The 15,263-nt window shown below is 44.7% G+C and carries 12 protein-coding genes; 11 read left to right on the top strand and 1 reads right to left on the bottom strand.

Annotated elements, in window-relative coordinates; all coding sequences use genetic code 11:
* Positions 1–47 precede the first annotated feature (47 nt).
* The 11 genes from MHUN_RS01530 (at position 48) to MHUN_RS01480 (ending at position 14,673) form a co-directional block, all read left to right on the top strand.
* Positions 48–797, top strand: coding sequence for a metal ABC transporter ATP-binding protein (locus tag MHUN_RS01530; RefSeq protein ID WP_011447361.1), 750 nt, complete (start codon positions 48–50; stop codon positions 795–797).
* Entirely contained in the window at positions 790–1,620 is an 831-nt protein-coding gene (locus tag MHUN_RS01525) for a metal ABC transporter permease (RefSeq protein ID WP_011447360.1), read from the top strand. The genes MHUN_RS01530 and MHUN_RS01525 overlap by 8 nt, the downstream gene beginning before the upstream one ends.
* 100 nt (positions 1,621–1,720) lie before the next feature.
* Entirely contained in the window at positions 1,721–2,617 is an 897-nt protein-coding gene (locus tag MHUN_RS01520; RefSeq protein WP_239441552.1) for a metal ABC transporter substrate-binding protein, read from the top strand.
* A gap of 424 nt (positions 2,618–3,041) precedes the next feature.
* On the top strand, positions 3,042–6,761 hold the full coding sequence (cobN, locus tag MHUN_RS01515; RefSeq protein WP_011447358.1) for a cobaltochelatase subunit CobN: 3,720 nt from the start codon (positions 3,042–3,044) through the stop codon (positions 6,759–6,761).
* Positions 6,761–8,803, top strand: a complete 2,043-nt coding sequence (locus MHUN_RS01510; RefSeq protein ID WP_011447357.1) for a putative cobaltochelatase — start codon at positions 6,761–6,763, stop codon at positions 8,801–8,803. The genes cobN and MHUN_RS01510 overlap by 1 nt, the downstream gene beginning before the upstream one ends.
* A 37-nt stretch (positions 8,804–8,840) precedes the next feature.
* Entirely contained in the window at positions 8,841–9,926 is a 1,086-nt protein-coding gene (locus tag MHUN_RS01505; protein WP_011447356.1) for a FecCD family ABC transporter permease, read from the top strand.
* 10 nt (positions 9,927–9,936) lie between these two features.
* Positions 9,937–10,743: an ABC transporter ATP-binding protein gene (locus MHUN_RS01500; RefSeq protein WP_011447355.1), complete on the top strand. Its 807-nt coding sequence runs from the start codon at positions 9,937–9,939 to the stop codon at positions 10,741–10,743.
* Complete coding sequence (locus MHUN_RS01495) at positions 10,744–11,727, top strand: daunorubicin resistance protein DrrA family ABC transporter ATP-binding protein (RefSeq protein WP_011447354.1); 984 nt, start codon at positions 10,744–10,746, stop codon at positions 11,725–11,727.
* A complete protein-coding gene (locus MHUN_RS01490) occupies positions 11,724–12,449 on the top strand; it encodes an ABC transporter permease (protein ID WP_011447353.1) in 726 nt (241 codons plus the stop codon). The genes MHUN_RS01495 and MHUN_RS01490 overlap by 4 nt, the downstream gene beginning before the upstream one ends.
* A 51-nt stretch (positions 12,450–12,500) precedes the next feature.
* Positions 12,501–13,508, top strand: a complete 1,008-nt coding sequence (locus tag MHUN_RS01485; protein ID WP_158498127.1) for an ABC transporter substrate-binding protein — start codon at positions 12,501–12,503, stop codon at positions 13,506–13,508.
* A 478-nt stretch (positions 13,509–13,986) separates the two neighbouring features.
* The gene (locus MHUN_RS01480) at positions 13,987–14,673 is read left to right on the top strand and encodes a class I SAM-dependent methyltransferase (RefSeq protein ID WP_204223006.1); all 687 of its coding nucleotides are present in this window, start codon (positions 13,987–13,989) and stop codon (positions 14,671–14,673) included.
* Positions 14,674–14,717: 44 nt separating this feature from the next.
* Here MHUN_RS01480 and MHUN_RS01475 read toward each other — a convergent pair whose 3' ends face one another.
* Positions 14,718–15,242 (bottom strand): cob(I)yrinic acid a,c-diamide adenosyltransferase, encoded by a 525-nt coding sequence (locus tag MHUN_RS01475; protein WP_011447350.1) that lies wholly within the window; start codon positions 15,240–15,242, stop codon positions 14,718–14,720.
* Positions 15,243–15,263 lie beyond the last annotated feature (21 nt).

Here is a 15,263-nt window from a genome sequence, read left to right as displayed (position 1 = left end):
GTAATTTTTTATTCAGAATTAATTATTTGTCAAAAAAAGGAGAATTCATGATAAAATCTGATCCAATCATTCAGTTGCATAACATCTATACTGCCTATGAAGGAGCGAACCGCCCTACGTTAACCGACATCTCTCTCTCTGTGGAGAAAGGAGAGTATGTCATCATTGGCGGTCCGAACGGTGCCGGAAAAACCACCCTCCTTGAAACGATAAACGGGATGCTAACCATAACCCATGGAACTGCAACGGTGTGCGGATATGATGTCCGAAAGGATGGAAACCGGGTCAGATGCAATGTAGGGTACCTCATCCAGAACTTTGTATTCGACCCGCTCACTCCCTTTTCCGTAGAAGAAGTAGTGATCATGGGGAGATATGGAATGATTGGAACGTTTCGAAAACCGAAGGAGGAAGATCACATCGCTGCCAGATCAGCTATGTCGCTCCTTGGCATTGAAGACCTGAAGGATACTCCTATCGGCCAGCTATCAGGCGGACAACAACAAAAAGTCCTCCTTGCATTAAATCTAGCCAGAAACCCGGAAGTTCTCCTTCTCGATGAACCGTTTTCAAACCTGGATATGTTTGCCAGGGACATGATAAATTCACTTTTAATAAGGCTTGTAAATGAGGGAATGACTATTCTCATTGTCTCTCATGCATTTGATGATCTTCCTGACCGGGACGTCAGGGTTGTTGTCATGAATAAAGGGAAGATAATGATGAACCGGGTATCAGCACCAGGAAGTGTTGAACAAATGATCAGAAACTGTGGACCGGGGAATATCCATGCTTGAATTCATCATTACAAACATCGTGGTCTGCCGGACCGTGGAAGCAATGCTTTTTGCATCAATCGCATGTGCTGTTCTTGGTGTAATCATCACCCAGGTCCAGATCTCTTCAATAGGGTTTACGATGTCCCATGCCGCTTTTGCCGGAGCGGCAATTGGTATCTTCTTTTCTATTAACGCCACCCTTTCTGCAATTATTGCCAGCATTTGTGTAGCATTTCTTATAGGCCCATTGAGCGACAAGGCGAAAGTATCTGCTGATACAGCCCTGGGACTCCTTTTTGGCATCTGCATGGCACTTGCAATTTTCTTCATTGCGTATATGACGATGCTGGGGAGGGGTTTTTCTGCGATGGGACTGATGTTTGGAAATGTAATTTCATTATACCGTGAAGATGTTTATCTTCTCGCCCTCGTCTGCCTCGTATCGGTCGCATTTGTGGCAATTCTCTACAAGGAGATAACCTGCATCATTTTCAACAAAAAAATTGCTGAATCGGTTGGTATCCGTGTTAGACCCATCTATTATGTCTTGCTTTTTGTCATTGCCCTGACCGTGGCATTGTGTCTCCCGATTGTTGGTGGGCTATTACTCTATATATGGCTTATCACCCCGGCTGCAATCGCTCTTCAGTTTTGTACAAAACTGAGCAGTATGTTTATCGTTGCTCCTATCGTGGGTGCAATTATCAGCATTTCAGGAGCGGTAATCGGCCTTGAATGCTCCCTTCCGGTGGGACCTCTAATTGCAGTTTTCTTCTCATTTATTCTTGTATTTTCAGTAATCCTCTCACCAAAAAGGAGAATTACAAAAGAAAAATTATAATGTTATTGTACGCAATATTGTATGAATGATTAAATTATTATTATTTTTTTTCACACTATTAACCCTTATATTTCCATTAAGTGTATCCGGACTTAATGTTGTGTCAACCACCTCAGTCCTCTGGGAACCAATCCAGTTTATCGGGGGAGAAAAGGTGCATGCAATTTATATCACCGACCCTTCCATCTGCCCTCATATGCAGACAGATATTGTTCCAAACAGGATGCAGATGCAGATTGAATTCATCCGGGATGCCGATCTGTATGTTGCCCATAATGACAGTCTTGATGCTGAAATGGTAATACCATATATTGACAGGTTTATGGACGCTAATGGATTCAAACCCATTACCTGGAAAACTGTTATTCCCGGGACCTCATGGAATACGCCCGATACTGCAAAAAATTTATCAGAGCAGGTTGCAGGATGGTTAAGGCAGGCAGATCCTTCTAATGCCTCTTATTATGAATCAAGACTAACTGAATACCTGGATAAAATTGATTCCGCAGATTTAACAGAAGCAGAGAAAGATGTTATCAGGAATCAGGATGTCATTGTCATGATCTGGCAATCTGATGCTGCTGATAAATGGCTTGGTTTGAATATTGTCAATGTATTCGGTCCTGATTTTTATAACCAGGGTCAGAACACGCCACGGGCGTTAGTATCAGATATTTACAATAGCCCTGAAAAATACCGGAATGTCCGGTATATTATTGAAAATATGCAATCCGAAGAGATGGCAAAAGGTGTGGAAGAAGCATTGAAGTATCATGGCATCAATGCAAAGCGAGTAATTTTTACTAACTTCCCAAAATCATTACCCAATGTTGAATCACTTCCGGATGTTCTGGCATACAATAAAGCACTTGTGATGCCCGATGAATCAGACAATAAATCTAACCCGACAACACCATTATCATTAATTGGACCAATAATTAGTCTTGTAATAATTATATCTGATTATGAATACAAATCCCGAAAAATGGAAGGATAAAAGAAATAAATCCCGGATTATCTTTTTTCAGTTTAATCTGATAATATATTTCCACCAACTAAGAGAAAGTGAGAGCGATACAGGACCATTTCATATCTATTCCGGGTTCAATTCCTTTCTCTCAATAAACAAATGAGACATATAAGATTAAATTTATTAAAAGAAGAATATCTAAACTTTTGTTTCTGAATAAATAATATTTCGTATGAACTTATTTTACATAATAAAAAAAATTATTATTTTATCGCCCCTATAGAGTAGAGTGAATTCCAAAATGGCTCTTCATCCAAACCATTCATATTCAGTACATAAATTCCATTTCAGAAAAACCAGCACACATACTAAAAAACATTCCCTGATTTTAAAATACCTCACAGGAACAAATAGACATGACTTAAAATCATTTTAAAAAAGGACTCATATTATGAAAATATCAGGAATCATCTGGGGCGGAGAACTCCCGCTCCTGACCAGAGCATGTAACTCACAAGGAATAGAACATGCCTTTATTACCAGTACAGCAGCACGAAACCTGGATACCCTCAATACATATATCGCTCATCTCAATACCGCTGATCTTATCATTATTCACCCCTCAACCGATCCCTTCTGGGATGATGTCATCCCAAAAATTCCTGAAGGTATACCGGTAATCCCCATCGGGTATGATCAGGAAGGACTATCGGCTTCAACGGTCCCGGTAAAAGTTGCCGCAACCGCATCTGCATACTATATCTATGGCGGAGAAAAGAACCTCGATCACCTCATCAGGTATCTCCGGGCTGAAGTCCTTCATGAAGATATGTCATATGACCCCCCCGAACCGGCAGTCTGGGACGGCATATATCATCCTGATGCAGACAGAATCTATACAAGTACTGATGATTACTTCACCTGGCGGGGAAAAACACACACATCAACCATCGGCATCCTCTTTTACCGGTTATACTGGGCTAACCGCGACCTGAAGGTTATCAATGCCCTGATCCGAAGACTTGAACAGGAGCATAATGTCATCCCGGTATTCTGTATTGGGACCGGGGATGCAGATCTCGGGGCACGGCCCGGACAGGAGGTCATCGACCATTACTTCACCGGGAAGATAGACCTTCTCATCAATCTCCAGTCAGTCACGTTATCCCGGAATACGAAAGAGACCGTTGAGGGATTAAAGAGCCTGAATGTCCCGATTATCCATCCGGTGATCATCTATAACCGGAGCCAGGCAGACTGGGAACAGGATAGTGCCGGACTTACGGCATCGGAGATAGGCTGGGCCATCGTTGTTCCTGAATTTCTTGGAATGACCAGCATGATCCCGGCTGGTGTCAAATCTCCTGATGATCCGCTTATGGGAGAGACCGAGTGGCATGATCCGCTGCCTGAACGGATTGACCGGATCGGCCAGCTGGTATCTGGGTGGATTCGACTCAAACAGAAGAATCCTGCAGAACGGAGAGTTGCCTTTATCCTAAACAATGCGCCATGTGCATCTATTGAAGCAACCGTGGGGACCGCTGCCCATCTTGATGCATTGGAATCGGTTGCACAGATACTGCAGATGATGAACAATGCCGGGTACACGGTAGACCCACCTGCGGATGGAAAAGAACTTATCACGACCATTCTTGAGAGAAAAGCCCTCTCCGAATTCAGGTGGACATCGGTCACTGAAACGGTGACAAAAGGAGGTGCCCTAGCTCTCCTGGGCAGGGAGACCTGGGAGCCATGGATAACCAGCCTTCCCCGGAAATTACAAGACCAGCTTCGGGAAACCTGGGGCGATCCTCCTGGCGAAGAGAAAGACGGAGTGCCGGCAGGGATGATATATGAGGGAAAACTGGTCATCACTGGCATATCATATGGAAATATTCTCGTCATGACCCAGCCGAAACGGGGTTGTGCGGGAAGCAGGTGTGATGGCCAGGTCTGTAAAATCCTGCATGATCCCGATATCCCGCCGCCCTATCATTACTTTGCCACGTACCAGTACCTGGTAAAAGAATTCCAGGCCGATGCAATCGTTCATGTAGGGACTCATGGCACTCTTGAGTTTCTGCCGGGAAAATCAGTCGTCCTATCAGATTCATGTCTTCCTGATGCCGTCCTTGGCCCGGTTCCGTTCCTCTATATCTACAACACTGACAACCCCCCGGAAGGAACGATTGCCAAGCGGAGAACTGCAGCAACCCTCATTGGTCATATGCAGTCCATTATGACTGAAAGCGGCCTTTATGGAGAATTATCAGAATTAGCAGACCGAATAGATGAATATACCCGTGCCAGGGATGCAGATCCTGCACGAGCCCATGCTCTGGAACATGTTATCCTAGACCTTATCAGGAGATCCAATCTCGGGCAGGAGATCAAACTGGAACAGATCAAAGAATCAGGAGGAGGAATGGATGAGGTCATAAAAGCCGCTCATACATCATTGACACAGATATATAACAGCCAGATTCCAGATGGGATGCACATCTTTGGTTCAATTCCCATCGGAGAGAAACGGGCAGCATACATCACCGGCCTGCTCAGGTTCAACCAGGAACTGCGTACACTTATGCTGGATCTTGCAGGCCTTGATATGATACCAAAAGCCGGTGAATTTGCACTTCACCGGATGCTGGATGACCAGGCAAAAAAATTTGTCTCTGCTCTTCTGGAGGGGGAGAATCCTCGGAATGCTGCTGAAATAGCCTTAGGAGAACGACTGATCCGACCTGATTCTCCATTACTGAGCCAGGTTTCGGAAAAAGTTATCGAGCTCTCAGATCTCATCGGTTCTTCTGATGAGCATGAGGCATTACTCAGGGCACTCTCCGCAGCATATATAGAGCCAGGTCCGTCAGGTCTTGTCAGCAGGGGCAGAACCGATATTCTTCCAACCGGGAGGAATTTTTACAGTCTTGACCCATACTCGGTTCCAACTGAGGCAGCATTCAGGGTTGGGAGAAAACTGGCAGAGGTTCTGCTGGAAAAGTACCGGACTGAAGAAGGCAGGTACCCGGAGACCGTGGCCGTCTACTGGATGGCATCAGACATCATGTGGTCAGATGGGGAAACATTCGGAAAACTTCTCCATCTGCTCGGTGTTGAACCGGTATACCGGCAGGGACGGGTGACCAGTCTGAAAATACTCCCCCTGTCAACACTGGGAAGGCCGAGAATCGATATCAATGTCCGGGCATCAGGCATTCTCCGTGACTGTTTCTACAACTGTATTGATCTGCTGGATGATGCAGTTGCTCAGGTCGCGGCACTTCATGAACCGGACGAGATGAATTATGTCAGGAAACATCAGGCAGATAAATCCGGACTAATGCCCCGGATCTTTGGCAGCCGGGCCGGGACGTATGGAATGGGAGTAAACCTGGCTCTCTATGCCTCTGCATGGAAAGAAGAGACAGAACTTGCAGATATTTACATCGCCTGGAACGGGTACGGGTATGGAAAGGGCGTCTATGGAAGACCCGCACATGATGATCTCATCGCCCAGCTGAAAACCGTTGATGTCACGTTCAATAAAACAGCAACCGATGAGTATGATCTCCTTGGCTGCTGCTGCTATTTCGGGACGCACGGGGGCATGACCATCGCTGCAGAGACTGTGAAAGGTCAAAAAATAGCCACCTATTATGGGGATACCCGCGACCCCAGCCAGGTAGAAGTCCGGACTCTTGCAGAAGAATTAACCAGGGTTGTGAGGACAAAACTTCTCAATCCAAAATATATCGACGGTCTGAAAGAACACGGGTACTCCGGCGCAAGTGAACTCTCCCGAAGAATTGGCAGGGTTTATGGCTGGGATGCCACAACCGGACAGGTGGATGACTGGATCTTTGATGACATTGCCCGGGCCTTCATCTTAAATCAGGAGAACCGGGACTTTTTTGAAGAGAACAATCCCTATGCTCTCGAAGAGATTGGACGCAGACTCCTTGAAGCTCATGAACGGGGAGTCTGGGAAGCAGATCCGGATGTAATTGAGGGAGTAAAAGAGGCATATCTGATGATTGAAGGATGGATGGAAGACCGGATGGATGGAAGTTACGGTCAGGTACAGGGTGGATCTATCGATATCTACACGATGAATGATATTTCGGCCTGGAAAGAAAAGATTGGTCATATGAAAGGGGGGAAATAATGTCTCATCATCATAAAAAACCGCTTATTCCATTTACTGCTATTATCGGCCAGGACCAGATGAAAAAAGCCCTGGTCCTGAATGCTATCAACCCGACCATCGGAGGTGTCCTTATCCGGGGTGAGAAGGGGACTGCAAAATCAACCGCGGTCCGGTCTCTTGCCGAAATACTTCCCATGATAACGGTAGTTCCCGGGTGCCCGTTCTCCTGTGATCCGAAAAAAGAATCTGAATTTTGTGAACTCTGTGCAGAAAAAAAGAAACAAAAATCTCTGCCAAATCCAAAAGACCAGCAGATACGGGTGGTGAATTTACCGGTCGGGGCAACCGAGGATCGGGTTGTCGGCACGATAGACATTGAGCGGGCATTAAAGGAAGGAATTAAAGCACTTGAACCTGGAATACTCGCTGATGCAAATCGCGGAATTCTGTATATTGATGAAGTAAACCTTCTTGATGATCATGTCGTTGATGTGCTTCTTGATGCAGCCGCCATGGGGGTGAACACGGTTGAACGTGAAGGAATATCATTTTCACACCCCTCACGGTTTATTCTCATCGGCACAATGAACCCTGAGGAGGGAGAACTGAGACCCCAGTTACTAGACCGGTTCGGACTCCAGGTATCGGTTGAGGCACTTGATAATCCGGATGAACGAATGGCGATCGTCAAGACATCTGAAGAGTTTTTAAAAGATCCGGATACCTTCCGTCAGAAATTCAAAAGAAAGCAGAAAGATATCGCAAAAAAGATTCGGAAAGCGATAAAAATCCTCCCCAGTGTAACGATTTCAGATGATCTGGTGCGAAAAGCAGTGGATGTGTGCATTGGCCTTGGGGTACGAACACACCGGGCCGAGATCACCATTGTCAGGACAGCGAAGACCATAGCAGCATTTGATGGTCGGAAGACCGTAAACCAGGACGACCTTCGGGAGGCTATTGAACTTGCCCTTCCCCACCGGATGAGAAGAAGACCGTTTGAGGAGCCAAAAGTTGATCCGGAAAAGCTTGATGACCTGATGAACGAACCTTCCCAAAATCAGGAGAATCAGCAGGACAACCCTCCGGATCAACCCCCATCTGATCAACAGGAATCCAAGGGACAAAACCAGCAATCTGAACCAGAAAACAGAACAGATCCATCAGCTTCACAAGGGAACGCTCCAAAGGAACAGCAGGTGTTCCGGATTGGATCGCCCATAGATCCGGATAAGATAAAATCACCGGACCGAAGAACGGTTGAAAAACGATACGCCCCGGGGCGACGGTTTGATACGAACGGAGGAGACCGGCGTGGTCAGTATATCGGTGCGGAAAAAAGACCAACCGGACGTGACATCGCCCTTGATGCCACAATCCGGGCCGTTTCCCCGTATCAGAAGATGCGTCTGTCAGACTCATTGGCCATAGTTATCCGTTCAGATGAAGTCCTTCAGAAGAAACGGATAGGAAAAACGGCCACTGCCACCCTCTTTGTCGTGGATGCAAGTGGTTCGATGGGGGTTGAACAGCGGATGGAGGCAGCAAAAGGGGCTATTTTCTCCCTGCTTGAAGATTCCTACCAGAACCGGGATCGTGTCGGCCTTGTTGCATTCCGGGGTGAAGGAGCAGATGTGGTTCTGCCCCTTACATCCAGCATAGATCTTGCATACCAGCGCTTATCTGAACTGCCAACCGGTGGAAAAACCCCGCTTGCAGCCGGATTGCAAAAATCCCTTACAATACTCATGCGGGAGAAACAAAAGTATCCATCATTACTTCCCCTACTCGTTCTTATTACCGATGGACGGGCGAATGTCGGAAATGGAGGAAAACTGAAAGATGAGATTGGATTAATTACCGATGACCTGGTAAAAGCCGGAATTGAAACCGTCATTATCGATACCGAATCAAAACAGAAAGGACGGTTAAGTATTCAACTTGGATTCTGTCCTTTCATTGCACAGCGGACACAGGGACGATACTTCCAGATCTCAGATCTGACTGCTTCAGATCTATCCAGTGCAGTAGTATCAGGAATGAAAACATCCTTGGCTTGAATATGAATTACTTCATGTACCATCAGAGAAATTTTTGATGAAATCACCAGAAAATGCATCCATCTCCCTATACCTATCCGGGAGAAAACAGAAATTCATAGTTATCACAGGGCTTACCATTCTCCTCTTTTGTGCAAGTATTTATGCCCTGAATGCAGGATCCTACCATCTCTCCTTTGATCGGATCCTTACCATAGTTCATCAGGCAGTAATGAACCCGGATCTTCTGAAAGATTTCCCTTCTGAAAAGACGGTGGTGATTGATTTCAGAATGCCACGGGTACTTCTTGCAATATTTACCGGTATAAGTCTTGCGATAGCCGGATGTGTCATGCAGGCACTCCTTCGAAATCCGCTTGTAAGTCCTTTTACCCTTGGACTCTCATCCGCAGCATCATTCGGTGCTGCCCTGGCTATCGTCTTTGGAGCCTCCCTTATGCCTTTCATCCCGAAAGAATTTCAAAACGGCGTCATCATCTTTTCAGCATTCCTTCTGGGATGGTTTTCAATTCTTTTTATTTATGCAATCTCACAGATGAAAGGTTCATCAAGTGCTACCCTTATCCTTGCCGGGGTTGTTATCGGGTATATCTTCACTGCCGGTGTCATGATTCTGAAGTATTTGACAAATGATGAAAAACTCAGGGAGATTACCCTCTGGTTGATGGGAGGGATGTGGGGTGCGAACTGGGGAGCAATTATTATCGTCGCTCCAATTTCACTCCTCTGTTTCCTTTATCTGGAATCCAAAGCCTGGGATCTCAATACCCTCTCAGCCGGAGATGATGTTGCAAAAAACCTGGGGGTCAATGTGAACAGACTTCGTCTGACCGGACTGTTCGTCTCAACCCTGGCAGCATCAGCTTGCCTTGCATTTACCGGGATTATCGGATTTATTGGTCTGATGGGCCCCCATATCGGCAGAATGCTGATTGGAAATGATAACCGGTTCCTGATCCCCTGTTCCGCCCTCCTGGGAGCACTCATTCTGTTGATCTCGGATACCGCTGCACGAACGATTATGGACCCGGTTGAGATCCCGGTCGGGGTTATCATGTATGTAATCGGGGGTATCTTTTTCATGTTCCTCATATTACGGGGAAAACACCGGATGATCACATGAGAGGCGGATTATGACACTTGTCGTTGAAAAATTATCTGTGCATTATGGATCCATTCGTGTCCTCTCTGATATCAGTTTCTCTCTTCCTCTTGGAGAAGTTCTGTGTATCATCGGACCGAACGGATCAGGTAAAAGCACGTTAATCAAGACAATTGCAGGAATTATGGAGCCTAAATATGGGAACCTTTCATTGGAAGGTCAGAACCTGGATTCTATTTCCCGGAATGAGATAGCGAAAAAGATTGGGTATGTCCCCCAGGATTTTCAGTATCTCACCTCTTCAACAGTCCTTGAAGCTGTCATTCTTGGTCGCCGCCCCCATGTACAATGGTCACTGACCCAGCATGACCTGGCAAAAGTCGATACTGCAATGGAAATGCTCCATATCACATCCATGGCTGAAAAAATGCTCACCGAATTATCTGGAGGAGAACGACAACGGGTTTTCATTGCCCGTGCAATTGCCCAGGAACCGGATTATTTCCTGTTTGATGAACCAACCAGTGCCCTTGATATCAAGCACCAGATTGATGTATTCCAGATGATTAAAAGAATCGCAGATTCTCAAAGTCGATCTGTTTTGGTAGCAGTGCATGATCTTAATTTTGCTTATCATTACGCAGATCGGGTAATCCTGCTGGATAAAGGAGAGATTGTGAGTATGGGAACTGTTGAAGAGGTAATGACTGAGGAAAATATCATTTCAGTATATGGAATCCCCATGCAGTTTGTCACAACAGATGCAGGCAGGTACGTTTTACCTGATTGGAAAAAGGCAGAAGACCGGACATCTCCCAAACCGATAAATGTGATCTGAATGAAAAAAGAAATTCAAAACTGTCCATATAGTAAAATAATCACGAAAAAGCTTACAAAAAACTTCGGTAACCTCTGTGCTGTAAATCAAATCAATCTCTCCGTTGGAAACGAGATATTTGGCATTCTCGGTCCAAATGGTTCAGGAAAAACAACCACGGTTCTGATGCTGACAACTCTCCTCGAACCGACAGAAGGAACTGCAGAAATCTGTGGATATAATATCCAGACCGAACCAAGGAAAGTCAGGGATTCGATCAGTTATGTCCCGCAGGATATGGCAGTTGACGTCAGGCTTACCGGGAGAGAGAATATTCATATGTTTGCAGAACTGTACGGAGTCCAAAACCCGGCTGAACGATCCGAAGAAGTACTCCGGATATTGGAACTATCCGACCGTGCTGATGAATATGCCAAAGTATACTCCGGTGGAATGAGAAGAAGACTGGAACTTGCCCAGGCTCTTGTCCACAATCCCAAGGTTCTATTCCTTGATGAACCCACGGTTGGGCTTGATGTAGCAGCCCGAAAAAAGATCTGGGAGCATATTAAGAAACTCCGCAATGCCGGGATGACGATTTTTGTAACGACACACTACATGGATGAAGCTGATAAGTACTGTGATAGGGTTGCAATTATTGATCATGGCACTATCAAGGCGATAGACACTCCGGAAAATCTTAAAAAAATTATCTCAAAAGATGTAATTTCGGTATCTGTTTCAGGTACATACACAGGAGTTGATCTTCCCGGTGTCAGGTTCGCCTTTTTCGAAGATGAAAGCATAATCTTCTATGCTGATTCGGGAGACGAGGCTCTCCCTCAAATCAAAGATGCCCTGAGTGTAAATGGCGTGACCGTAACCGCCATGTCACTTCGAAAACCTTCTCTGGATGATGTATTTCTCCATCTTGTCGGAACTGAAGAGGATAAGGGTCCTTTTAATCTAAGCACGTTTCGAAATATGACCGGGAGGAGAGGATGAATCCGATTCTGGTATACTGCCGTCGGGATTTGATCCGTTGGTTCAGAGGGAAATGGGGGTTTATTTCCGCCATGGTCATGCCTGCAGCGTGGCTCCTCTTTGTAGGCCTGGCCCTTCCGATATCCTTTACCGATAATTACATCGACTTTGTAACCCCGGGAATTCTTGTGATGACTATTCTCTCAGCATCGCTCGCTGGTGGAGGACTACTCATTCTTGACCGCATGCTTGGATTTTTTAATAAATTTCTTGCTCTTCCCCCACCACGGGAAAGTATTCTGTTTGGAAAGATTCTGGTAATTTCAATCAGGGGAATTATTCAGTCAACGATAATTCTCTGCTTCGCTTTTCTTGTTGGGGCGAAACTCTATACTCCATCCCAATTAGCAGGAACATACCTTATCCTGATCATTTTCGGGGCATTACTCGCTTCAGCAGCGGCGTCTATTGCGATCTACCTGGATGATCATGATCAATATGCTGCTGCCAACGCAATGATTACGATGCCCCTGTTTTTCTCCTCATCGGCAATGATGCCCTACGAACAGATGCCCTCATGGCTAATACCTGTAGCCCAAATAAATCCGCTCAGTTTTGCGATAGATGGGATCAGGATCTTCCAGACCGGAGAGATTCCTCTGACTCAGATCGGATTTTTATCCATCTTGTGTGTGTCCATAATCGGAGTTGCAGTTCATGTATTCAGAAAAGTCCAGGTATGAGAATTCCTACGCTTTTTGTATTGCCAGACGAACAAAAAACTGATGATTACCATGATGAAAAACTCGTACATTTCCTACTTCGCGATATTCGTCATTGTTTGTGGATTAATACTACCATTTTGCTCTGCTGATGTCTCATTCACCGATACGTCAGGAGATACCATCACCCTTCCATTTGCTGCGAAAAGGATTATCTGCCTGAACAGTGATGCAGCAGAAGCATTGGTGATTCTTGGGGCAGGAAACAGCATAATTGGTCTTACTGATAGTACCATGAAAGATACTGCACTCATGAAACACATGCCAAACGCGATAAGTGTTGGAGACTGGCAGACACCCGGTATTGAGCGGATTCTTGCATTAAAACCAGATGCCGTCATTTCGTATTCCAGTTCCAAACCAAAGAACGCTGAACAGTTGAAAAACGCAGGAATTAATCTGATTTATCTTGACTGTTATAAATTCAATACTCTTAAACAGGATATTACATCTCTGGGAACATTGATCGGTGCTGATGAGAAAGCAGAACAATATCTTACCTTCATGAAGAAATGGGAGGATGAAGTTACGTCACGGTTGAAAAATATTCCTGAACAAGATCTCCCGACAGCATACATTGAAGGATATTCTGATTATTCTGCTCAGGGCAAAGACAGCGGAATAGATATTCTTATGGGAATAGCCAGGGGAAAAAACCTTGCTGCAAGTCTTGGTGAACAATGGCCAAAAGTCACTCCTGAATGGGTTATGAGTGAGAATCCGTCGGTAATTATAAAAACAGTCTCCCTTAAGCCGGATAAAACGCTGGAACAGGTCAGGGAAGAGATGATTGCAAGAACCGGGTTTGACTCACTTGATGCAGTAAAAGAAAAACAAGTGTTTGTCCTGAATGGAGACCTTGTTTATGGTCCCCGGAGTCCGGCTGGTCTCGTATATCTTGCAAAGGCATTGCACCCGGATGAATGTAAAGACCTTAATCCAAAAGATGTCTTACAAGAGTATGCTGATACCTTTGTTTCCGGAACAGAAATGGGCGAATATTATGCACCAGTCTTGTAAGGTATTGATGAGGTAAAATTGTTACAGGATAAATAGCCCATAATTACATTTCATTTTCAGAAAAAGAATAAAATATTCCATTTTTGGTCAAGTCAGAAGATAAAAAAATGATTTATTCAATCATTTCCCTTTGTCTGGAACAAATTGAGAGTAATTCAAATGACAATTAATCTCGAAAAAAGAGAATTTTTACGAGAATCTGGAGCACACGGCAATAGGGAGGGACCGTTCTCCAAACCAACCGAATTATCATTCTGACCTGATGGAAACCTCTCTTACAAATACCGAGGATAACCAGAACGTCATTATGAAGGTAGAAATTGTTGGAGATAAAAACTTCAAAAAGAAAGTAACATAGACCAATCGTAATCCTCGTGATGAGAGACCTTATCTGAATTATTCAGATAACTCTGTAACAAAAATAAAGACAAGTTTCATGCTGTTTATTTTACGAGTAATATCTCACCAATTAAGATACATGAAACCCTTTGATATAATGATGTCTGATCACGAACATTATTTGAACCGCATCACTCAGTACGACACGAACCTCTTTCGCATCCTCCCGAATGCGGAGCTCTTCTTTTCCACATGCCTTTCATTCATTCCTCACCGGAAGATCTCTATCATGGAACTTGGTTCAGGGACCGGGTATTTTACTGCACTTATGCTCAGTCAATATCCTGAATATCAGATCACCTGCATGGATAAATCTCCAGAGATGCTGGAACTGGCAAAAAGAAAAGAAGAATTAACAGGGTGCACATTCATCGAAGGTGACATCACCACCGGCCTGCCTGAAGGGAACTATGATTGTATTATATCAACACTTACTCTTCATCACATCTCTGATAATTTCAGAAAAAACCTCATTGATGAGATATATCAAAAACTAAATCCAGGTGGACTTTTTATATGCGGAGATGTTATGAGACCGGAAGAGGACTGGATTGAATCGATATACCGAAACAGATGGGAGCGTCACATGAGAGATACCGGCATGCCAGAAGATCAGATTCTCGAGACAGTATCCGGAAGAGAGAAGGCATGGCCCCTTCTTGACACAAACCATGGTTTCTATAGAAAATTGAAAGCTGCAGGTTTTGCTCGGATACTTTCACCCTTACAGTATGATATGTTTGGAGTGTTTATTGGCTGGAAATAACAAAACCTCGGATAGAAACCAGATTACCCAGAAAATTTCAGATATCAGAATTCTATCCCTTTCCTTGCTTTCACCCCAATATCAAAATAATGTTTCACTTTTTTCATCTCTGTGACCAGATCTGCTGCTTCAATCAACTCATGTGGCGCCTTTCTCCCGGTGAGTACCACTTCAACCCATGACTTTCTGGATTTCAGCATAGAGAGAATCTCTTCAATGGTGATTAGCCGGTAATAGACACTCATGATTATCTCATCAAGGACGACAAGGTCAAAATAACCGGATGACAGCACACTTTTGCAATGTTCAAGTCCCAATCTTGCCTGCTTTAGGTCTTCTTCAGTAGGATCACTGATAATGAACTTCCCGGTTCCATACTGTTCCATCACAAAGGTATCAAAGAGTGTACACAGCCCCAATTCTGCCGTCTCTGATCCTTTACAAAACTGGGCAAAATACACTGATCCACCAGAGAGAAGGGTCCTGAGCGAGAGACCTAGTGCTGCAGTTGTTTTCCCCTTTCCGTTTCCACAATATACCTGAATGTATCCTTTCCGATCTTTATCCATGCGCTTTTTTTACCTTAAATA

Source organism: Methanospirillum hungatei JF-1, assembly GCF_000013445.1.
GTDB lineage: Archaea > Halobacteriota > Methanomicrobia > Methanomicrobiales > Methanospirillaceae > Methanospirillum > Methanospirillum hungatei.
This window is presented reverse-complemented; position numbering and strand designations above follow the sequence as displayed.

What these genes read in the sequence shown, in the direction of transcription:
- MHUN_RS01530 (WP_011447361.1), top strand. Translation starts at nt 48, where the DNA reads ATGATAAAATCTGATCCAATCATTCAGTTGCATAACATCTATACTGCC.
- MHUN_RS01525 (WP_011447360.1), top strand. Translation starts at nt 790, where the DNA reads ATGCTTGAATTCATCATTACAAACATCGTGGTCTGCCGGACCGTGGAA.
- cobN (WP_011447358.1), top strand. Translation starts at nt 3,042, where the DNA reads ATGAAAATATCAGGAATCATCTGGGGCGGAGAACTCCCGCTCCTGACC.
- MHUN_RS01510 (WP_011447357.1), top strand. Translation starts at nt 6,761, where the DNA reads ATGTCTCATCATCATAAAAAACCGCTTATTCCATTTACTGCTATTATC.
- MHUN_RS01505 (WP_011447356.1), top strand. Translation starts at nt 8,841, where the DNA reads ATGAAATCACCAGAAAATGCATCCATCTCCCTATACCTATCCGGGAGA.
- MHUN_RS01500 (WP_011447355.1), top strand. Translation starts at nt 9,937, where the DNA reads ATGACACTTGTCGTTGAAAAATTATCTGTGCATTATGGATCCATTCGT.
- MHUN_RS01495 (WP_011447354.1), top strand. Translation starts at nt 10,744, where the DNA reads ATGAAAAAAGAAATTCAAAACTGTCCATATAGTAAAATAATCACGAAA.
- MHUN_RS01490 (WP_011447353.1), top strand. Translation starts at nt 11,724, where the DNA reads ATGAATCCGATTCTGGTATACTGCCGTCGGGATTTGATCCGTTGGTTC.
- MHUN_RS01485 (WP_158498127.1), top strand. Translation starts at nt 12,501, where the DNA reads ATGATGAAAAACTCGTACATTTCCTACTTCGCGATATTCGTCATTGTT.
- MHUN_RS01480 (WP_204223006.1), top strand. Translation starts at nt 13,987, where the DNA reads ATGAAACCCTTTGATATAATGATGTCTGATCACGAACATTATTTGAAC.
- MHUN_RS01475 (WP_011447350.1), bottom strand. Translation starts at nt 15,242, where the DNA reads ATGGATAAAGATCGGAAAGGATACATTCAGGTATATTGTGGAAACGGA.